We start from the raw sequence: 20,858 nt of genomic DNA on the forward strand, positions 1-20,858 counted from the left end.
CCTTAAGGCAGCATCCGCTCGGCCTTCGGCGGCAGATAGCTTGCGTCGAAGACCTGCTCGGCCTTGACGTTGCCCTTCAGCCCCATGGAGATCTTCAGCGTGTCGATCGAGGCACCAAGGCGAGCCATATCCACGCCACCAAAGCCATTTTCCTTCACGTAAGGCGTCTTGATGTTCATGGCGTTTGCCATGTTCAGGCGCTCCAGTTCGATCTTGCTGTCCAGCGTTTCGTTGCGCTTCAGCACGGCTGCAACACCCTCTTCCGGTTTTGCCACGGCGTCGGCAAAGCCCTTGGCCAGTGCCTTCATGAAACCCTTCACGGCAGCCGGGTTTTTCTGAGCAAAATCAGTATTGATGAGCACGGCGTTGCCATAGAGATTCAAGCCATGTTCCGCCATCAGGATTGTGGAAATGTCCTCGTCCTTGATCCCCTGCTTCTTGAGGTTCAAAACAACCGAGAAGGCGAAGCCGAAGACGGCGTCGACATCACCCTTGGCCAACATGGGTTCACGCACCGGGAAACCGATCGATTCGATCTTGATCTTGCTGTCATCGATCTTGGCGGCTTGCTTGAACGCCTTCCACTGGGCGAATGCGCCATCCGGTGGCGGCGCCCCGAGCTTCTTGCCTTCGAGCGACTTGGGATCTGTGGTGATGCCTAAAGATTTGCGGCCCACGACGGCAAAGGTCGGGCGCTCATAGACCATCATGGCAGCCTTGATCTTCTGGTTCGGATCTTCATCCAGGAACTTGATCAAGGAGTTGATATCGCCAAAGCCCATCTGGTAGGCGCCGGTCGCAACGCGCGGAATGGCCTCGACCGATCCGTTGCCAGTATCAATGGTCACGTCCAAGCCTTCCGCTTTGAAGTAGCCTTTGTCGACAGCGAGCAGGAAGCCTGCTGCCGGGCCTTCGAACTTCCAGTCCAGCGTGAACTTGATGGCAGTATCGGCAAAGGCTGGCGCGGAAAATCCCGCGCTCAACGCCACGGCGGCGATGACCGGAAGCTTGGAAAACAGACGGCGCGTGAACATTCAATCCCCCTGGATGCGTTTTGAATGTGCGTATGAAAGCCGTTCATTCAGCGCGTTGCAAGCACCATTTGCATAAAATATGGACAATTAAATTTTATGATTATATTTTAATCATATTGGCTTTTGCTTATGCACGACCTGCTTGCTGTTTTGGCATCCCTATGCCGTTCTCGTTCAGCCTTTCCTTTCTGCAGGCGCAGACGATATAACGGGGTCCGAGCTGGGAACGCGGAGCACCTATGTACGAATTACTGGTTCTTGTTGGAGTTTTGGTCCTATTGATCGGCCAGCGACGCCTGTCCAATCGGGTCAACCAGTTGGAAGCGGAGGTGAAGACACTAACGCTGAGACTGCAGGAGGGTAGCAGCGCAGAGAGCACTGACACCGTTCCGGTGGTCAATGACAGACCGACCGACGCCCCGCCCGAACTTGAAACGACTGCGAACACGCAGGCCGACGAACCGGCACTGTCAGAGACAGAAACCGCGACGCCGGAACTCATTCCGGTTGCGGCCAATGCGAAGCCGCGCGAAAGTTTCGAAAGCAGGCTTGGCGCGCAGTGGACGGTCTGGGTGGGCGGCCTGGCACTCGCCCTTGGCGGCGTGTTTCTTGTTCGCTATTCCATCGAAGCGGGTCTTCTGGGACCTGCAGCGCGGCTGACGCTCGCGACGATATTCGGGCTGTTGCTGGCGGCGGGCGGTGAAGTGTTGCGCAGGGGATCGCTGCCCAGACTTCCACAGGCTTACAACAACGCCATGATTCCGGGCATCTTGACCGCTGCTGCAAGCGTGACCCTGCTGGCGACCGTGTTTACCGCGCATGCCTTCTATGGCTTCCTCGGGCTGACAACGGCCTTTGTGCTCCTCGCACTTGTTTCCTTTGCCACGCTGGCACTTTCCCTGCTGCATGGGCAGGCGCTTGCCGGGCTCGGACTGGTGGCCGGCCTGGTTTCGCCGCTTCTTGTTTCCAGCGACGATCCAAGTTTCTACGTTCTCTTTGGCTATCTCACCACGGTTTGGTGCGCCGCGACGCTGGCTGCCCGGATTCGCGAGTGGCGCCTTCTGCCCGTATTCGCCAACCTCCTGATGATGTGCTGGATAATGTTCAGCTGGGGTAGCGCCTATGTTCTGGAGCCCAGCGCTCTGCCGCCGCCGCCAGCCTCAGGCATCGCCTTGATCGTCATGATCGCAGGAACTGCCTTCTTCTGGCCAGGTCGCCGGTTTGAGGCAGACATCCGGGAACCGGCAGCCGAACGCGGTCTGTGGCGCTACACCCGCAGACTGCTTGCGCGTTCGCCAAAGGCCATCATGATCTCGATCTCACTGGCCATAATGCTCTCGATCCTGACCATGGTCGCGGCAGATCTTCCGGCTATCGCAGATCCGGTCCTGATATTCGTGGCCGTGACAGGTTGCCTTGCCGGTCTCGGCGCCGGGCGCCGGTCCGCGACGATCCCGGCCATATTCGCCGGATTGACGGCAATCTGGGGGATTTCACTCTTCGCCCTGCTCGACGCCTCACGCGTTCTGACGTCGACATTCCCGCAGGCCTCCGTCGATGGCTGGCTGCGCAGCATTGCACCTGAAGCTCTGTGCGGGCTCATTCTCGGGGGCATATTCACCCTTTGCGGCTGCCTGTTCATTCGCCGCAATAACCGGATCGATCCGGAATTCAGTGTGTTGTGGGCGCTTCTTGCGTCGATTATTCCGCTCGGCATCGCCTCCATCACGTTTATCAACTACGGAGCGCTGAATGGTGACTGGTGGCACGCCATTGCGATGCTGCTGACGGCAGCGGCACTTCTCGCGACGGCAATGCGCATCTCGACATCAGAGAGCGACGCGGCGTTTGCGCATATGTCCCGCGACTTGTTACTGCTCGGCTCGTTCGGCGCACTCACCCTTGCGCTGCATTGCCTGACCAAGGGGCTCGCCACGACGATCGGGGTTCCGATCCTCGCAGCAGCCTATGTTCTTGCAACGTCTCGTTACCGCTGGCGCGGGCTGCCCTGGGCGATGATCGCCGCCGCCTTCGTGACGCTGGTCCGGATCGGATGGGAGCCGACGATTGTCGGGGCGCAAAATCTTTCGACGACGCCGGTCTTCAACCAGTTGCTGGCAGGATACGGCGTTCCGGCCGCGCTACTGACCTTTTCCGCATGGCATCTACGGCGCTGGGAAGGTCGGCGCGCCTTGAACGCACTGCAGGGTCTGGCGGCGCTCATGGGGCTGATCGCAATTGCCATTCTGGTTCGCCATGCCATGAACGGTGGCGTTCTGAACGATGCCGTACCGACCCTTGGCGAACAGTCGATCTATACGCTTCTGCTGATCGGTTTGTCGGGCATCTTGATGACGCTGGATTTTGGCAACCCATCCGGCGCTTTGCGCTACGGTTCTATCCTCGCAGGCGTACTTGCAACGCTGAATGCGCTCTTCCTGCATCTCGGTGCGCTCAATCCTTTCTTCACGGATGAAAATCTCGGCACCTGGCCTTTGGTGAACCTACTGCTGCCGGGCTATCTGCTGCCTGCGCTCGCCTATGCGGGGCTCGCCTATTACGCACGTGACAAGCGTCCGCGCCCTTATGTCGTTATGCTGGCGATCGCCGCGGCGGTTCTCGTTTTCGCCTGGGCAACGCTGAGTGTCCGCTGGTTCTGGCAAGGGCCGTATATTGCGGAATGGAAGGGTTTCCTATCAGCGGAGACCTATACCTATTCCGTTGTGTGGCTGGCGATCGGGGTGGGCCTTCTGGTGCTGGGCTCGCGCTTCAATGCGCGCAGCCTTCGCCTTGCCTCGGCGGCGCTGGTTCTGATCGCAGTCTGCAAGGCCTTCCTCATCGATATGTCCAACCTGGAAGGCATTCTTCGCGCCCTCTCCTTCATTGGCCTCGGCGGTGTTCTGATCGGCATCGGGCTGTTCTACCAAAAGGTGCTGGCCCGCACGGCACCAGCGCCGGAAGAGCCGGCGGCATGATGGACAAAGTGACTGATCTTTTCGCGCCGTTCCAGGATCTGGCGGCGGCGCTTCTTCCGCATGCGTTCGATGCAGACGATGGCGCGCATGATACGGCGCATCTTGCCCGAGTGTTCAAGAACGGCATGCGCATTCATGGCAAGGAGGGCGGCGATGCCGACGTCATTGCTGCTGCGGTTCTTCTGCATGATTGTGTGAGTGTGGAAAAGAACTCGCCGGACCGCAGCAAGGCGTCGCGGCTGGCGGCTCTGAAAGCAACCTCTCTGCTCACCGAACTCGGCGGCTTCACAGACAGAATCGAAAAGGTCGCCCATGCCATTGAAGCGCATAGCTTTTCCGCAGGCATTCAACCGAAGACCATTGAGGCCAAAATCCTTCAGGATGCCGACAGGCTGGATGCAATTGGCATGATAGGAGCCGCCCGCTGCTTCTATATCTCCGGCCGCATGGGCAGCAGTCTCTATGATGCTGGTGATCCGCGGGCTTCGGATCGCCACATCAACGGCAACAGATTCGCGCTGGACCACTTCCCTGAAAAGCTGTTCAAACTGGCAGAGGGCTTTCAAACGCAAACGGGGCAGGCCCTTGCGCAAGCGCGGCATGCGCGACTAAAGCTGGTTTACGATACACTTCTGGACGAGATCGAGAACGGCTGATGCGTGTTTCCGCCCTGAATATTTTTCCGCTGAAAAGCGCCCGTGGCATCAGTCTCAACGAGACGCAGGTGGATGCCTTCGGGCTGGCCGGTGACCGCCGCTGGATGGTGACCGAACCGAGCGGAAAGTTTGTGACTCAGCGTGACCTGCCGCAGCTGGCGCAGATATCCGCCTATGCAGACGACAATGGCCTTACGCTGCGGATGGGCAGCGATGAGCCGTTGCTGGCGCCAGCCACTCCAGATCGCCGCAGACAAGACGTCATCATCTGGGACTCGACGGTGAATGCGGCGGTTGCCGACGAAGAGATCAACCAGACCATATCGCGATGGATGGAGCGCCCGTTGCAGCTCGTCCATTTCGACGAAGTATCGCGCCGGACGGCCAGCGTGAACTGGGTGGGTGAGGAAACGCCGGTGGCCTTCGGTGACGGCTATCAGGTGCTGATCACCAACACGGCCTCGCTCAACGCGCTGAATGAAAACATGGCGACCCATGGTGAAACGACCGTCGGAATGGAGCGCTTCCGCGCCAATATCGTGCTGGAGCACGACGTGGCCTGGGCCGAAGACGGCTGGGAAGCGGTCAAGATCGGCGACATTCTCTTCAGGCTCGTCAAACCCTGCGCACGCTGCATCATGACGACTCAGGATCAGGCAACCGGATCCCGAGACATTGCGTCCCCGATGCCTGCCATGGGCCGAATGCGCATGTCTGCGGATCGAAGCGTCCCCGGTCCGCTTTTCGGCTGGAATGCCGTGCCTGTGGGTCATGGCACCATCAAGGTGGGTGATGACGCGCAGTCTGTCGGCGCAAAAGAGCCGTGGGCGATCAAGAAGCGATAAGCGAACCTCACATGCGGCTTCGCATTCATCACAGAGTTGAATGTAAGCAATAAAGAAAACTCACTTGGTTTTGAGCATGACGCGGTTATTCTCCTGAAAAATGGGATGATACCGACATGACCAAGCCAAGTGCCCCCGCCTCACAAATGCCCTGGCTTATCATTGCCAGCGGCTCCCTCATCGTAATGCTCGTGTTTGGTCCTCGCTCGGCCATGGGCTTTTTCCAATTGCCGATGCTTTCGGAAACCGGTTGGGATCGCAGCACCTTCGGCCTTGCCATGGCGCTGCAAAACCTGTTCTGGGGTCTGAGCCAGCCATTCTTCGGAGCAATCGCCGACCGCTTCGGCACGGCGCGCGTTCTCGTCGCCTCCGGCGTTCTCTACGCTGCAGGCCTGTTGCTCATGGCGCATGGAACGGCGCCTGTCTGGCTGCATGTGGGCGGCGGTATGCTGGTTGGTCTTGCGGTCGGTGCCGGTTCGTTCAGCGTGATTCTTTCGGCCTTTGCGCGCAATGTCACACCGCAGCAGCGCTCCATGGCTTTCGGTATCGGCACAGCGGCCGGGTCCGCAGGCATGTTCCTCTTCGCGCCGCTCAGCCAGACGCTGATCAACCTCTATGGATGGTCGGACAGCCTGGTCATCATGGGCGGGCTGATGCTCATCATTCCGCTCCTCGCCTTCCCGCTGAAGGGGAATGCAAATTCCGGTACGCAGAGCGCATCCAGCGTTCAACAGAGTGTCGGGCAAGCGCTGCGGGAGGCGTTCGCGCACCAGAGCTATCTGCTGCTGGTCAGCGGCTTTTTTGTCTGCGGTTTCCAGGTGGCGTTCATCACAGCGCACTTCCCGGCCTATCTCGGCGATATTGGCATTGATGCGAAATACGCCGTCATCGCCATGGCCCTCATCGGCTTTTTCAACATCATCGGCTCGCTGGGCGCGGGCTGGATCGGTCAGCGATATTCGAAACCCTATTTCCTGGCCTATATCTATATCGGCCGGTCAATTGCCGTGACGGCCTTCCTGCTTCTGCCGCAGACTCCCCTTTCGGTCATCGTCTTCGCCACCGTCATGGGCCTGCTGTGGCTATCCACGGTTCCGCCGACAAACGGTCTCGTGGCCATCATGTTCGGCACGCGGCATCTTGGCCTCCTGGGCGGCATGGTATTCCTGTCGCACCAGATCGGCTCCTTCCTCGGCGTGTGGATGGGCGGATATCTCTACGATCACTTCGGTTCGTACGATCCCGTATGGTGGTTGGGCGTCGGCCTCGGTATCTTTGCGGCAATCGTGCACTGGCCGATCCGCGAACGTCCGGTCGAACGGCTTGCGACCGCGAACCCAGCCTGATCAACCGTCCGGCGGAACCAGCTCGCTTGGCTTGTTCTTGCGCTCCAGTGCTTTCAGCGCCGCCTGGACGAAACCGTCCCGGGCGGCGTTTTGCTGCAGGCCTCTCGGCTCGTAGACATGTCGGTGTAGAAAGAAGCCACTGAGGCGGAAGGCATCCGCCAGTTCGCGCACGCCCGCCGGTTCGGAGGGCTCCGGTGAAAGAAAACCGGGGAGCGGCAGCATTCTGTCCGCATAGGGCGCACCTGCATCGCGACTGACCGCGCGCCCGCTTTTCGGAGATACATAGACCAGCTCCTCCCGCGAACCCGTGGCCGCGCATTCGCCCAGATCGAGCCCGAAGCCGAGATCGTTCAGGACAGCGAGTTCGAAGCGAACATAGAGTTCCCCGGCTCCGGCGGGATCTTCCATATGATCGAGAATGGCATCCAGAGCATCGAACAGATGCGGATGCGGATCGCGCTCCGGCAGCAGGCGAAGCAGTGCCCCCATGGCCTGAACCCCGTAGACAGCGGTTGCGCTTTCCATGAGACGCGCCGCTCGCAGGTGGATCGGCTCAAGTTTGTAATCGCCCAGATGCTCGTCCAATCTGGCGCGCCAGACCGCATCCACACGGTTTCCCGGCTGAAGCACCGGCTGCATGGTGCGGGAACGTCCACCGCGAACGAGGCCCATGTGGCGACCGCGCGTCTTTGTCATCAGCTCCGCAACGACGCTCGTTTCGCCGTGACGGCGAACACCGATCACAATGCCTTCATCCTGCCACTGCATAGTGTCCGTGTCTTCCTTCTGGAACGCAGTTTCACCTGACATCGGGTCTACGCGCAATCGCGAAGACGTGCTGGAACAAAATATAGCATCCGATGCCTGGATGCGGGAACCAAACAGGGGGCTGATCGGTTGCTGCGCCGAGAGTAAAAATTCCGGAGAAACCATGCGCAACGCGTCGCTCGCCGTCCTTATCACCCTTCCCGCATTGATCTCCATTGCGCCGCAAATGGCCCGCGCGCAATCCGCCGAACTGGAGCAGGCCTGCGTCGCCGTGGCCAAGAGCTTCATGCTGGTCCCGACGCTGAAGACCGGCGTCGTGCAATCCTTCCCGGAGCTTGACCCGCCGGGTGCACGCCTCACTTACTCAACACGGGCCAACCCGGAGCCGACGGACTATACCAACGAGATCAATTGCGAGTTCGACAAGGCTCAAGCCCCGTTCGGGCTCAAGCGCTTTTGTATTTCCAACACCTGTTACTCAGCAAGCGAAAAGGAAGACGAGAATCGTCGACGCTTCCTGGAAGTGAAGGCGCTGATGGACCGTCAGAAGCGGTAAAGCAAGGGGCTCAGCCCCTCGGGAACTCCAGCCCCATCTCGCGAAAACGTTCCGGATCATCGCCCCAGTTCTCGCGAACCTTCACGAACAGAAACAGGTGAACGGGCTGCTCGAGGATTTCGGACAGCTCCTTGCGGGATGCGGTGGAGATTGCCTTGATCGCTTCTCCACCCTTGCCCAGCGCGATTTTCTTCTGGCTGTCGCGCTCGACATAGATCACCTGTTCGATGCGAACCGATCCATCCTTACGCTCCTCCCACTTTTCCGTTTCAACATGCGAGGAATAGGGAAGCTCCTGATGCAGGCGCAGGAACAGTTTTTCGCGCGTGATTTCGGCGGCAAGCTGGCGCATGGGCAGATCGGAAATCTGGTCTTCCGGATAATACCACGGACCTTCCGGCAGAACCTCTGCGAGGTGATCCATGAGATCTTCGCAGCCGGAACCCGTCGTGGCCGAAATCATGAATGTCCGCTCGAACTTGACCGCTTCGTTCGCAGTCTGCGCCAGCTTGAGCAGATCCTCCGGCTTCACACGGTCAATCTTGTTCAGAACCAGTATCTTTGGCTGATGGACGTCCTTCAGACCTTCCAGGATCGCTTCCGCATCGCCCCGAAGGCCGCGCTCGCTATCGATCAGCAGCATGATGAAATCGGCATCCTTGGCGCCGCCCCAGGCGGATGTCACCATTGCGCGATCCAGACGTCTGCGCGGCTTGAAGATACCGGGAGTATCCATGAAGACGATCTGCGCGTTCTTGTGGATGGCAATGCCCCGCACGATAGCGCGCGTCGTCTGAACCTTGTGGCTGACGATTGATACCTTCGCGCCGACAAGCCGATTGACCAGCGTAGACTTGCCGGCATTCGTCGCGCCGATCAGGGCCACAAAGCCGGAATGGGTTTTTGCCGCATCTGCCGCAGGGGTGCCGACACCATCGTCGGCAATATTCTGTTCTTCGCTCATCTTGACCCTTCAGCCTTCTTGTTCAGGCTTTTGCCAGATGCCTTCGCGCTCCAGCAGTTTCGTTGCTGCAACCTGCTCCGCGGCCCGCTTGGAGCGTTCGATACCGGTTTCGGGCTCTACACCCTCGATTTCGACCGTCACGGTGAATTGCGGTTCGTGGTCGGGACCAGAACGATCATCGACGCGGTAGTGAGGCGTACGGCCAAACTTCGCGTGGGACCATTCTTGCAATTCCGTCTTGGCATCACGGCGGCCATTGGCCGAGCTTTTCGCCCGCTTTTCCCAATGCTTGAGAATGAAGCTTCGCGCAGCCTCCAGTCCGGCGTCAAGATAGATGGCCGCAATCAGGCTTTCCACAACGTCGGCCCGCACGTTCTGCATGCGCTTGCCGGTCAGCTTCTTAACATCGGAACCGGTCCGAATGAACTGGTGAAGACCGAGATCATCCGAGACACTGGCACAGCTGTCGGCGCTGACCAGTTGGTTCAGGCGAACGGAAAGTTCGCCTTCCGTCGCCGTCGAATAGGTGCTGAACAAGAGTTCCGCCACACACAGACCGAGAACACGGTCGCCCAGGAACTCAAGCCGCTCGTAGTTCGAGGCCTTGCCGCCGCCGGTGCTTGAATGCGTCAGCGCCCGATCCAGCCACTGCTTATCCGCAAACGTATGCCCGAGCGCCGTTTCCAGCTTCACGCGCTGTTCTGCGGACAGGGTCGTCGACTTCATTATTGAACGACCTTGAATAGACGATCCCAGCGCATGTTGGCAGGCCACTTCCAGATTTCGCTAAAGGACGTATCGTTGCCCAGCGAGAAGAAGATGATGCTGGCGCGACCGACGAGATTTTCCGCAGGAACGTAGCCCACATCAAAACGGCTATCGAGAGAATTGTCGCGATTGTCACCCATGAAGAAATAGTGGCCAGCAGGAACAACGAACTCTCGTGTGTTATCGCCACGGCCATCCTGAATCTGATCCAGCGTTTCGTAAGCCTTGCCGTTATCCAGCGTCTCGCGGAAGACCGGCACATCCGTGCCTGGGTCGAGACGGTAGTCCGATGTGAATTTTCCATCAGGCTGCTTGGGAACCGGCTTGCCGTTCAAATGCAGGACACCGTTGATCATCTGGATGCGATCGCCCGGCAGGCCGATCAGGCGCTTGATGTAGTCCACGTTCGGATCTGTCGGCAGACGGAAAACGATGACATCACCGCGTGTCGGTTCGCTGGCCAGAATGCGCCCAGAAAACAGGTTTGGCGAAAGAGGCAGCGAATACTTGGAGTAGCCGTAGGCGAACTTGTTGACGAAGATGTAGTCGCCCACAAGAAGCGTCGGCATCATCGAACCTGACGGAATTGTAAAGGGCTGAAACAGAACAGTACGGATAACCAACGCCAGCAGAAGCGCCTGGATGATGACCTTGATGTTTTCCCAGAGGGCGCTCTGTGACTTTTCGGCTTTTTCGGACACGGTTGACGTCTTTCGTTATCGGCTTTCGCGCTTCTCTAACCCCTTCCAGGGGAGCGGGCAATGCCTCAGCGCGACAGGATGGAGGCTTCACTAGAAATGGGGCGGGCCTCGATGATCACAAAGGCCTGAGCGTAAGGATATTCATCGGTAATGGTCAAATGAATCACAGCTTCGTGCCCGGCAGGCATCATCGATGCCAGATGCGCACCTGCGCCGCCTGTCAGAAGCATTGTGGGTTTGCCTGATGGCAGGTTGACGACCCCCATGTCGCGCCAGAAGACGCCCTGCGCAATGCCGGTGCCTAAGGCCTTGGAGCAAGCTTCCTTGGCAGCGAAGCGTTTGGCGTAGGAGGCGGCACGTGTCTTGCGCCCGTCGGACTTGCGACGTTCAATTTCCGTGAAACAGCGATGGGTAAAGCGCTCGCCGAAACGCTCGATGGATTTTTCGACCCTTCGGATATCAATCAGGTCGCTACCCATTCCAATGATCATGGTGATCCTTTCGCCCTGGCCAACAAAGCCACCATCAAGATGGATCTGTGCCACATGCTGGCGCTCAAGCGACAAAGGCCGCGCACGCCAGCCCTCAAGGCGATACCGCAAGGACGCGCATTCTGCAATCACCCAGCGGCGCCAAAGAAACAAGAGCGCCGCGCTACCGATCCGGAAAGCGCGCTCCTGGGCGGAGCCATGCACCTATCGGATATTCAGTTATATATTTTGCACCGCACAATGATGGTGCGAAGCAGGTTGGTGGTCGCCCTGATCAGAAGGACTTGCGGAACATGCCGCGATCGACCTGGCGCATGCGGTATTCGAGTTCGATTGCATCGCTTGCATCGTTCAAATAGGCCATTTCACGTTCCTGAACGGTGGGAGCGCGAAGGGCGCGGGCGAGCTGTCTCATGGGCTTGAACATGTGTTCGTCTCCTTGTTGCGATGCACAAAACATAAGACGAACCGATTGAAAACACCAGAGCCAGTCCGCTTCAGCTGCCATGCGTTAAACGCATGACTTGATTAGAAGACAGGCAACAAACGATTAACGAATGATCAATCGTAGAGCCGCTTGACCGTGGAGATGCAATCCAGCTCCTTCAACTGCGAAAGCAGCTGATTGAGCTGACGCAGATCCCAGACTTCCAGCTCCAGCGCCATTTCCGAGAAGTCGGTCGCAACACGCCCCATTGTCATCATGCGAATATTGATGTCGAGGCGGGCAATTGCCTGCGCCACGGTGGCCAGAGTACCGGGCTCGTTCAGCGCATTGATGACAACCTTGGCCATGAAACGAGACTTGTTGGCCTCATCGAGATCCCAGCGCACATCGATCCAGCGTTCAGGCTGATCGTCGAAGCGTTGAAGCGCGGAAGACTGGATAGGATAGATGGTGAGGCCCTTCCCCTCCTCCATGATACCCACGATACGATCTCCAGGCACTGCACCGGACGGCGCGAACTGCACCTCGATGTGATCGGCGAGACCGCGGATCGGCAATGGATCAGGACCGTTGCCATTCGGCACTGCCGCTTCGCTTGCTTCTTGCGCCGTGCGCTCACGACCCGGCAGGCGGAACATCATGCCCGATGCGCTCTGCATGTTGAACCAGCCTTGATCAGCAGCGGGCTTGATGGTGGTCCGCTCATCCTTGTAATCAGGGAACACGGCCCGGAAGACATCCAGAGAGGACAACTCGCCACGGCCGACAGACGCAATCGCGTCTTCCACATCCTTGTGGCCAAGTCTGAAAAGAGCTGGCTTCAGGATATCACGCGAGAACTGTTTGCTGGCGCGTTCGAATGTGCGCTCCAGAATGCGATAACCAAGCCCGGCATATTGCTTGCGGATTGCCATGCGGGTTGCGCGCCGAATAGCGGCACGTGCCTTGCCGGTCACCACAATCTCTTCCCAGGCAGCGGGCGGAACCTGCACGCCGGACCGAATGATCTCGACTTCGTCGCCATTATTCAGGCGGGTGACAAGCGGCATGATGCGGCCATTGATCTTCGCACCGACCGTCGTATCGCCGATGTTGGTATGGACCGCATAGGCGAAATCGATTGGGGTGGCGCCACGCGGCAGGGCGATCAACTTGCCTTTCGGCGTGAAGCAGAAAACCTGGTCCTGGAAAAGCTCGAGCTTGGTATGTTCGAGAAATTCTTCCGGATTGTCCCCTTCCGCCAGCGCCTCGATCGTATGGCGAAGCCAGGAATAGGCGTTCGATTCCTTGGAAAGCAGCTCGCCGCCTTCCGTGTTTTCACCATCCTTGTACAGGCTGTGCGCCGCGATGCCAAATTCCGCGATCTCGTGCATGCGCCGGGTACGGATCTGCAGCTCGATACGCTGCCGCGACGGGCCGACGATCGTGGTGTGGATGGAACGATAGTCGTTCTGCTTCGGCGTTGAGATATAGTCCTTGAAACGACCGGGAACGACACGCCAGCGGGTATGGACAATGCCAAGCGCACGGTAGCAGGCCGGAATATCGTCGACCAGGATACGGAAGCCATAGACATCCGAAAGCTGCTCGAAGGACAGGGATTTCGACTGCATCTTGCGGAAGACGGAGTAAGGCTTCTTCTGCCGCCCTTTCACGTACGGGTTCAGCAATCCGTTGGCGACGAGAAGTTCGCGCAATTCCTCCTCGATCTTCGAGATCAGACCTTCATTGCGCGAAGAAAGCTCCGCCAGACGTTTCGTGACGGTTTCGTATGCTTCGGGGTTCAGGTAGCGGAACGAGAGATCCTCAAGCTCGTCGCGCATGTCCTGCATACCCATGCGACCGGCAAGCGGTGCATAGATATCCATGGTTTCTTCGGAAATGCGCGCCCGCTTGTCATCACGCATGTGTTCGAGCGTACGCATGTTGTGCAGCCGATCGGCAAGCTTGACCAGAAGAACGCGCACATCATCGGAAATCGCAAGAAGCAGCTTGCGCAGGTTCTCTGCCTGCTTTGCCTTCTTGGAAACGAGATCAAGACGCTTGAGCTTGGTCAGACCTTCGACGAGACGACCGATATCCTCGCCGAAGAGTTCATCGATTTCGGCACGCGTCGCGGTCGTGTCTTCGATCGTATCATGCAGAAGAGCAACGGCAATGGTCGACTCATCCAAATGCATATCGGTCAGGATCGCAGCGACTTCCAGCGGATGGGAGATATAGGGGTCACCACTGGCACGCTTCTGCTGGCCATGTTTTTGCATGGCGTAGACATAGGCTTTGTTCAGAAGAGCTTCGTTTGCATCGGGCTTGTACTTCTGGACGCGCTCAACGAGCTCGTATTGCCGCATCATGCCGTGGAAAATCCTGTCGAACTTTAAAACAAAAATGGCGCGCCGACGAAAGCGCCGACGCGGCCATCAATATATCTGCTGCGCTGCATGAGATACAGCACGGACTGATAAATATCAGTAATCGTCGCTCTTTTCCGGCGGAACGAGACCTTCGATACCGGCAAGCAAATCTTCTTCCGACATCTGGTCGAAGGTGATGGTCTCCGGAAGATCGTCCTCGTCGAGAATTTTGTCCTGACCGGCAGCGCCTGCATTGGCTGCAATAAGGCTGGACGGATCGGGCTCTGGCTCATCCACTTCAACATGCTTCTGCAGGGAGTGGATAAGATCTTCCTTCAGATCGTCCGGCGAAAGCGTCTCGTCAGCGATTTCGCGCAGGGCCACGACAGGGTTCTTATCGTTGTCACGGTCAACGGTGATGGAAGCACCTTGCGAAATCTGACGTGCCCGATGGCTCGCCAGAAGCACAAGCTCAAAACGGTTATCGACTTTGTCGATGCAATCTTCTACTGTGACGCGGGCCATGGCATGTCCTTTGCGGTCGGTATTTCAGGATTTAGATGCCGGATACAGGCAAAGAGCACTTAATTCAAGTTTTTCCTCTGGCGGCCGCGATTTACCCCCTTCCCACCACAAAGTCTATAGTATATTCAACCTATGGTTGCTTGGATTAATTGGAGCCGTGCCGTAAAGGCTGGTTATATGAAAATATCATAATGTTACCAGCCATTTCTACAATCCTGTTGTGAAATTCTTCGCACGACAGGCATAGTGGCAGGGTCACAGTGCGCATTTCTGGGACGGATGAGGATTTATGTTTGACCCCCGCGAAAAAATAGCTCTTTTCATTGATGGCGCAAACCTATACGCGGCCTCAAAAAGCCTCGGTTTTGATATTGATTACCGCAAATTGCTGAAAGCATTTCAGAAACGTGGCTATCTTCTTCGGGCTTATTACTACACGGCCCTTATTGAAGATCAGGAATACTCCTCTATTCGCCCCCTAATCGATTGGCTCGATTACAACGGGTACAAAGTGGTGACGAAGCCTGCTAAAGAATTCACCGACTCCATGGGGCGCCGGAAGGTGAAAGGCAATATGGACATCGAATTGGCCATCGATGCTATGGAACAATCCGAAACGGTGGATCATCTTGTGCTATTCTCGGGCGACGGCGATTTTACGACTCTCGTGGAAGCACTGCAGAGAAAAGGTCGCAAGGTTTCGGTCGTTTCGACCATGGCTACCCAGCCGCCGATGATCGCTGATGATCTTCGTCGACAGGCCGATCATTTTATCGATCTACTCTCGCTGAAAACGGAAATTGGTCGCGATCCGTCAGAGCGTCCGGTCCGCCCACATGATTCAGGCGCCGATCTGCCAACGATCTAACAAGTTCGACATCGGGATACTTTGAGGCGCCCATGTGGCGCCTTTTTAACGGGCTGTGGATCCAGCCCAAAGGACAACGATCAGAAATCTTGATCGCATCCATCTCAAACATTCGCTAGACGAATTGGTCCGCCAGCAGCATTGTCTGCGTACAGCTTGCGGCAACAGTCGCGCATCATCAACCTCTCACCCTTCGCCGATTCCCTGCCTGCATGTTGCAGAGCGGGCATCACCTCTTCGTGCCGTTTGAAAGGATATCGCCATGCGCACGATCAGCAGCGCTAATTCTCTCGCTATCTCTGCAATCACGCAGACCAGCCGCGCAGTTTATGAAACCATCGCGATGCTGACGAGAGCGGCTTTTCGACGCCAGGTGAGAGTCTCGAATAGCATTATCGATCTCAACCCTCATCAGTTGAGAGATCTCAATGCGGATCTGGAGGGGGAGAGCATGCGCCACAATCCGGCATTCCGCGCCTATGAACAGGAGCGGGCCCTGTACGAAGCAAAGCAGAAGGCTTTGCTCTTCACGCTGGGCATGAGCGGAAGGTAACATACCCGACCAGCCTGATCGGGTAACAACAGATCAGCCTGTCTTTAACAACCGGCTTTTCTGGCGATTCCAATCGCGCTCCTTCTCAGTCTCGCGCTTGTCGTGCAGTTTCTTGCCCTTTGCCAGAGCGAGCTCCAGCTTGGCCCTGCCCTTTTCATTGAAATAGATCTTCAATGGCACGAGTGTCATGCCTTCACGGTTGATTCCCGCCCTTAGGCGACTGATCTCCCGCTTGTTCAACAGCAGTTTGCGACGGCGTCGAGGCTCGTGATTGAACCGGTTCGCCTGCAGGTATTCCGGCAGGTGCGAATTGATCAACCAGATCTCGTCACCCTCGTCCGATGCGTAGGATTCGGCGATATTGGCTTTCCCATCGCGCAAAGACTTGACCTCGGTGCCGGTCAAAACCAGACCGGCCTCATAGGTATCGACGATCTCGTAGTTGAAGCGCGCCTTGCGGTTCTCCGCAACAATCTTATTGACGACGCGCTGGCTGCCTCTGGGTGCCATCTGCTTATTCCAGTTCCTGACGATCCGCCTGATAGCCGGACGATATCAATGACGTAGTGTGTCGCCTTTCAAAAGCAAAGATGGCAGCCACGCAAGGGGCTGCCGACCCTCTCAGTTCAGGAGACCTGCATACTTGAGTGCCGCATCGATGGCAGCCTCGGTTGCCGGTTCAAGCGTGGACATCAAAGGCGAACGCGCATGCCGATTGAGGCCGCGCGTGCGCGACAAAGCGTACTTGGTGCCGCACACGCCAGGCTCCATGAAAATAGCCTTATGGAGCGGCATCAAACGATCCTGATATTCCAATGCCTTGGCATAGTCACCAGCCAGTGTCGCCTGCTGGAATTCAGCACAGAGACGGGGGGCAACATTGGCAGAGACCGATATACAGCCAACACCGCCATGCGCGTTAAAGCCGAGCGCGGTGCCGTCTTCACCGGAAAGCTGGATAAATTGCTTGCCGCATGTCATGCGCTGCTCTGAAACACGATCCAGCTTGCCCGTCGCATCCTTCACGCCCACGATATTGGAATGCGCCTTGACCAGGGCCCCCATCGTTTCCGGCGTCATGTCGATCACTGAGCGCGGCGGGATATTGTAGATTATGATGGGGAGAGACACTGCCCCGGCCACTGCCGAAAAATGAGCAAACAGGCCCTTTTGTGTCGGCTTGTTGTAGTAGGGCGTAACAACAAGTACACCATCAGCACCAGCTGCTTCCGCGTGCTGGGCCAGTTCGATTGCTTCGCGCGTATTGTTGGAGCCAGCGCCTGCAATGACGGGCACACGCTTGCGAGCGACTTCGATGCAAAGTTCAATGACGCGCTTGTGCTCATCATGTGAGAGCGTAGGAGATTCACCCGTGGTTCCGACCGGAACCAGACCAGTGCTGCCTTCCGTAACCTGCCACTCCACGTGCGCAGCAAACGCCTCCTCATCCACTGCGCCCGCATCGGTAAATGGCGTGATGAGCGCGGGCATGGACCCCTTGAACATGCAAAGTCTCCTCGGCGACCGTACTCATTCTTCGGCCGCATTATTCTTGTTTAAGTGCGCGCACCATAAAGGGCGAGTTGAGCCGCGACAAGCGTGACAAGGTGCGTTTTGCAATAGATCGTGATAGAAGATTGCCGATGTCAGGCCCCTGCAGTAACGGGCTGTTAATCAAGATGGAGCGTAATTAACTATCGGAATGGATTGCAACTGTGCGAACATGAGTGCGGAATGAAGACCTATCTCTGCGTAACAAGTCTGACGCTATTGTTAACGACATCCGCAGTCGTTTGTGCGCCACTGCCGGATGGTCCGCTTCCGCATCCTGTATCACGCCCCGGGGAATTTCAGCCAGCTGCAGTGCCGGTTCCAGAGATAACGGGTTCCATCCCACGCAGTGCGGCCCCTAGGGAGGGCGATGACTCTCTCTCGCTTCTAAAACAAGGTCTCGATGCACTTTCTAGCCGAGATATCGGTTCAGCCCTCGCCGCACGGGACGCGCTGACGCACGATTCGCTTGATCACCATCTTCTAACCTGGGCAATTGCAACATCCGGTGCTCGCGGAGTCCCTTCCTCCGAGATTGCTGAAGCACAACAAGAACTAGGTGGCTGGCCGGGTCTTTCCAGACTGCGCGCCAATTCGGAAAGATCACTTTTTGCGGAAAATCCACCACCCGCGCAGGTGCTTGCGGCGTTTGGCAGCACATTTCCAGAAACACCTCAAGGCGCCATGATTCTGGCCAGATCGCTTGCGGCGCAGGGGAATGGACCGGGAGCGGCCAAGATACTGCGTCCATTCTGGATCGGCTATACCCTGGATAAGGATGTGGAGGATCAGATCCTGCGGGAATTCGGCTCTGTGCTGACAGCGTCCGATCATCGAGCGCGGATGGACTATCTGATGTATCGCGGACGTTCGGCACAGGCACAGCGTTTCAGCGAACTTGGTCGCGCGACATCACTCTATAAAGCATGGGTTGCCGTTGCGACGAACGCAAAGAATGCCGCTACGCTGATGAGCAACGTTGAGCGCTCGCTTCAGGATGATCCCGCGTTTCTCTTCGTGCGCATCGAATATCTCCGCCGTCAGGATAAGTATGAGCAGGCGGCCGCATTGCTTGCTCGTGCCCCCAAGGACCGTGGAGACATGGTCAATGCCAGCGAATGGTGGAACGAGCGGCGAATCATCGCGCGCGGATTGGCAGACACCGGAGATTTCAGGTCGGCCTATCAGGTCGTTGCTGCTCATAGCGCCAAAAACCCGACAGATATCGTCGATGCCGAATTTCATGCCGGCTGGTACGCGCTTCGCGGCATGCGCGACGCAAAGACAGCATCCCTGCATTTTGAACGAATTCTGAAAGCCTCGAGCCGCCCACTCTCCGCTTCGCGCGCGTGGTACTGGCTTGGTCGCTCCGCCGAAGCCGGTGGCCCTGGTAACGCTCGTGACTACTTCTCAAAGGCCGCGGCCTATTCCGCAACATTTTACGGCCAGCTTGCGGCGGCTCGTCTCAACCGTCCTACACTCAACGTTTCCTATCCCACGCCCAGCGCTCAAGACCGACGGCTATTCGAATCACGGGAAGCGGTGCGTGCGATCGACAGACTCGATCAGGCCGGACATTCCAAGCGCGCGGACGCCCTTTACAAGGCGCTCGCGGATGAAATGACGAGCCCCGGAGAACTAGCGATCCTGGCCGCACGAGCGGAACGAAACAACAATCACGCCATGTCTCTGGAGATCGGCAAGTCTGCGTTCAATCGCGGGCTGGATGTGGCAGCATTGGCCTTCCCGATCGGCGTTATACCGCCATCTGCAAACATCAACGGTTCGGGCAAGGCGCTCGCCTACTCCATTGCGCGGCAAGAAAGTGCATTTAATCCGTCGGCAATTTCTGGCGCCGACGCGCGTGGCCTGCTGCAACTACTACCCGGCACAGCGAAAGCAGTTGCTAGTCGGCATGGCTTGCCCTTTACAGCTGCCAAGCTGACGTCGGATCCGGGCTATAACGCGACGCTTGGAGCGCATTATCTGGGCGAGCAGATCGACGCCTTCGATGGCTCCTACATCATGACCTTCATTGCCTACAACGCAGGGCCACGTCGTGTGCCGGAGTGGATTGCACGATATGGGGATCCACGAGGAAAGACCATCGACGAAGTTGTCGACTGGATAGAACGGATACCTTTTCCTGAAACACGCAACTACGTACAGCGCGTAATGGAAAACTATCAGGTCTATAAGGTTCGCCTGGGTCAAAAGGCCGACATCGTGGATGATCTTCGGTTTGGACGGCGGTCGTAGCCACTCAAAACACCTGTTCTTTACGACGCAGTTGTGGCTGCTAGCGAAGCGAATGCCTTGCGGATATACGCCAGCCGTGAAATTCTGCCTTACGGAAGAACAGGATGCCGTGGCCAAAAGCATGAGGGAGAAAGCGTGCAGCCAATCAGAAATGACCTCCATTTCGTTATGTCAGCAGATGGAATACGCTTGGCGTATCGCGTGTACGTTCCACATAACCCCTCTTCGGAAGCGCTGCCGCTGATCTGTCTGGCTGGCCTGACACGCAATAGCCGCGATTTCCATGCTTTTGCCGAGATCGTCGCCAGCGATCCGATCAAGCCACGCACCGTCATTTGCATCGATTATCGCGGACGTGGAGCCTCGGATCGAGCTGAAGATCCTGCAACTTATTCCATCCTCACTGAAGCACAGGATTGCCTATTGGTTCTGGATGCACTCGGGATCACGCAGGCGAACTTCGTAGGCACATCACGCGGCGGTCTCATTCTTCATATCCTTGCGCAACTTGCCCCGGAACGAATTGCAGCCGTGGTACTGAACGATGTCGGTCCGCAACTCGGAATGGAAGGACTAAAATTGATCCAGAGCTATCTCAGCCAAGGAAACACCAGCGCGATCAGAGACTGGGACTCAGCAGCGGAACAGCTAGCCCGCGTGCATGGAACCGCCTTCCCTGCTCTTGAGCCGAGCGATTGGCAGGACATGGCTCACGCCATCTATACCGAACGAGGTGGGAAAATTATTCCTGACTGCGATCCAGCCATCCCGCTTGCGTTCGCATCCATTGATCTTGAACAACCTCTCCCTCACCTATGGTCGCAATTCGACCTGCTGCGCGCCACGCCACTGATGGTTGTTCGAGGCGAACATTCCACCTTGCTGACCGAGCAAATCGTAGAGTCCATGCAAAAAATTCATCCGGGACTGCATGTCCTGACGGCTGTCGGCCAAGGTCACGCACCGCTTCTGCATAGGCACCAAGTGCGCGATGATCTGTTAGCTTTTCTTCGGAGCATCTAGCGACTGATTAGTGTACAAGCCCGCTGCAAAGGTCCAAGTGTTTTAGAGCATTTCCGCCTTTAAGTCTTTGTTTTGTAGTGTGCGTACCGGCGGGCTTAGGCGGTAGTGACGATTTAGCTATTTGAGCCAGATGGCGATGGCTGCGAGTTTGACGAATCCCATGAAGTTGGCGA

Annotated in this window: 20 protein-coding genes; 9 read left to right on the forward strand and 11 right to left on the reverse strand. The window is 57.3% G+C overall.

Annotated features, from left to right (window positions below):
• Positions 1-2: 2 nt before the first annotated feature.
• Positions 3-1,034 carry an ABC transporter substrate-binding protein gene (locus MUU53_RS09750; RefSeq protein WP_165136527.1) on the reverse strand — a complete coding sequence of 344 codons (1,032 nt, stop codon included), beginning with the start codon at positions 1,032-1,034 and terminating at the stop codon, positions 3-5.
• Positions 1,035-1,273: 239 nt separating this feature from the next.
• On the opposite strand from MUU53_RS09750, the gene MUU53_RS09755 reads away from it, so the two are divergent.
• The 4 genes from MUU53_RS09755 (at position 1,274) to MUU53_RS09770 (ending at position 6,856) form a co-directional block, all read left to right on the forward strand.
• Positions 1,274-4,009, forward strand: a complete 2,736-nt coding sequence (locus tag MUU53_RS09755; protein WP_247260730.1) for a DUF2339 domain-containing protein — start codon at positions 1,274-1,276, stop codon at positions 4,007-4,009.
• The gene (locus MUU53_RS09760; RefSeq protein ID WP_247260731.1) at positions 4,006-4,665 is read left to right on the forward strand and encodes an HD domain-containing protein; all 660 of its coding nucleotides are present in this window, start codon (positions 4,006-4,008) and stop codon (positions 4,663-4,665) included. Before MUU53_RS09755 ends, MUU53_RS09760 begins: the two co-directional genes overlap by 4 nt.
• Complete coding sequence (locus MUU53_RS09765) at positions 4,665-5,510, forward strand: MOSC domain-containing protein (RefSeq protein WP_247260732.1); 846 nt, start codon at positions 4,665-4,667, stop codon at positions 5,508-5,510. Before MUU53_RS09760 ends, MUU53_RS09765 begins: the two co-directional genes overlap by 1 nt.
• Positions 5,511-5,626: 116 nt before the next feature.
• Positions 5,627-6,856 carry an MFS transporter gene (locus tag MUU53_RS09770; protein ID WP_247260733.1) on the forward strand — a complete coding sequence of 410 codons (1,230 nt, stop codon included), beginning with the start codon at positions 5,627-5,629 and terminating at the stop codon, positions 6,854-6,856.
• On the opposite strand, the gene recO is transcribed toward MUU53_RS09770, so the two are convergent.
• The gene (recO, locus tag MUU53_RS09775; protein ID WP_247260750.1) at positions 6,857-7,624 is read right to left on the reverse strand and encodes a DNA repair protein RecO; all 768 of its coding nucleotides are present in this window, start codon (positions 7,622-7,624) and stop codon (positions 6,857-6,859) included. It abuts the gene before it with no gap.
• A 163-nt stretch (positions 7,625-7,787) separates the two neighbouring features.
• Between recO and MUU53_RS09780 the strand changes: the two genes are divergently transcribed.
• Positions 7,788-8,180, forward strand: a complete 393-nt coding sequence (locus tag MUU53_RS09780) for a hypothetical protein (protein WP_062552771.1) — start codon at positions 7,788-7,790, stop codon at positions 8,178-8,180.
• A gap of 10 nt (positions 8,181-8,190) precedes the next feature.
• Here the strand turns inward: MUU53_RS09780 and era are convergent, their stop codons facing one another.
• The 7 genes from era to rpoZ all read right to left on the reverse strand — a co-directional run bounded on the left by era (position 8,191) and on the right by rpoZ (position 14,431).
• Positions 8,191-9,144 carry a GTPase Era gene (era, locus tag MUU53_RS09785; protein ID WP_247260734.1) on the reverse strand — a complete coding sequence of 318 codons (954 nt, stop codon included), beginning with the start codon at positions 9,142-9,144 and terminating at the stop codon, positions 8,191-8,193.
• A 9-nt stretch (positions 9,145-9,153) separates the two neighbouring features.
• Complete coding sequence (rnc, locus tag MUU53_RS09790; protein WP_156379000.1) at positions 9,154-9,870, reverse strand: ribonuclease III; 717 nt, start codon at positions 9,868-9,870, stop codon at positions 9,154-9,156.
• On the reverse strand, positions 9,870-10,613 hold the full coding sequence (gene lepB / locus MUU53_RS09795; protein ID WP_062552772.1) for a signal peptidase I: 744 nt from the start codon (positions 10,611-10,613) through the stop codon (positions 9,870-9,872). Before lepB ends, rnc begins: the two co-directional genes overlap by 1 nt.
• 65 nt (positions 10,614-10,678) lie before the next feature.
• Positions 10,679-11,104, reverse strand: a complete 426-nt coding sequence (gene acpS, locus MUU53_RS09800; protein WP_247260751.1) for a holo-ACP synthase — start codon at positions 11,102-11,104, stop codon at positions 10,679-10,681.
• A gap of 274 nt (positions 11,105-11,378) precedes the next feature.
• Complete coding sequence (locus MUU53_RS09805; RefSeq protein WP_082547010.1) at positions 11,379-11,531, reverse strand: DUF3563 family protein; 153 nt, start codon at positions 11,529-11,531, stop codon at positions 11,379-11,381.
• A 134-nt stretch (positions 11,532-11,665) separates the two neighbouring features.
• A complete protein-coding gene (locus MUU53_RS09810; protein WP_247260735.1) occupies positions 11,666-13,906 on the reverse strand; it encodes a RelA/SpoT family protein in 2,241 nt (746 codons plus the stop codon).
• A 114-nt stretch (positions 13,907-14,020) separates the two neighbouring features.
• Positions 14,021-14,431 (reverse strand): DNA-directed RNA polymerase subunit omega, encoded by a 411-nt coding sequence (gene rpoZ / locus MUU53_RS09815; protein WP_247260736.1) that lies wholly within the window; start codon positions 14,429-14,431, stop codon positions 14,021-14,023.
• 289 nt (positions 14,432-14,720) lie between these two features.
• Here rpoZ and MUU53_RS09820 point away from each other — a divergent pair, with 289 nt between their 5' ends.
• Entirely contained in the window at positions 14,721-15,299 is a 579-nt protein-coding gene (locus MUU53_RS09820; RefSeq protein ID WP_247260737.1) for a LabA-like NYN domain-containing protein, read from the forward strand.
• Positions 15,300-15,561: 262 nt separating this feature from the next.
• Entirely contained in the window at positions 15,562-15,852 is a 291-nt protein-coding gene (locus MUU53_RS09825; RefSeq protein WP_247260738.1) for a hypothetical protein, read from the forward strand.
• Between the two features lie 33 nt (positions 15,853-15,885).
• On the opposite strand, the gene smpB is transcribed toward MUU53_RS09825, so the two are convergent.
• Together smpB and dapA are read right to left on the reverse strand one after the other, a co-directional pair.
• A complete protein-coding gene (gene smpB, locus MUU53_RS09830) occupies positions 15,886-16,362 on the reverse strand; it encodes an SsrA-binding protein SmpB (protein ID WP_062552777.1) in 477 nt (158 codons plus the stop codon).
• A 111-nt stretch (positions 16,363-16,473) separates the two neighbouring features.
• Positions 16,474-17,358, reverse strand: coding sequence for a 4-hydroxy-tetrahydrodipicolinate synthase (gene dapA, locus MUU53_RS09835; protein WP_247260739.1), 885 nt, complete (start codon positions 17,356-17,358; stop codon positions 16,474-16,476).
• Between the two features lie 228 nt (positions 17,359-17,586).
• On the opposite strand from dapA, the gene MUU53_RS09840 reads away from it, so the two are divergent.
• The gene (locus MUU53_RS09840; RefSeq protein ID WP_247260740.1) at positions 17,587-19,662 is read left to right on the forward strand and encodes a transglycosylase SLT domain-containing protein; all 2,076 of its coding nucleotides are present in this window, start codon (positions 17,587-17,589) and stop codon (positions 19,660-19,662) included.
• A 33-nt stretch (positions 19,663-19,695) separates the two neighbouring features.
• On the forward strand, positions 19,696-20,685 hold the full coding sequence (locus MUU53_RS09845) for an alpha/beta fold hydrolase (RefSeq protein WP_247260741.1): 990 nt from the start codon (positions 19,696-19,698) through the stop codon (positions 20,683-20,685).
• Positions 20,686-20,858 lie beyond the last annotated feature (173 nt).

The sequence above is a fragment of the Affinirhizobium lemnae genome (assembly GCF_022968395.1).
Classification (GTDB): Bacteria; Pseudomonadota; Alphaproteobacteria; order Rhizobiales; family Rhizobiaceae; genus Neorhizobium; species Neorhizobium lemnae.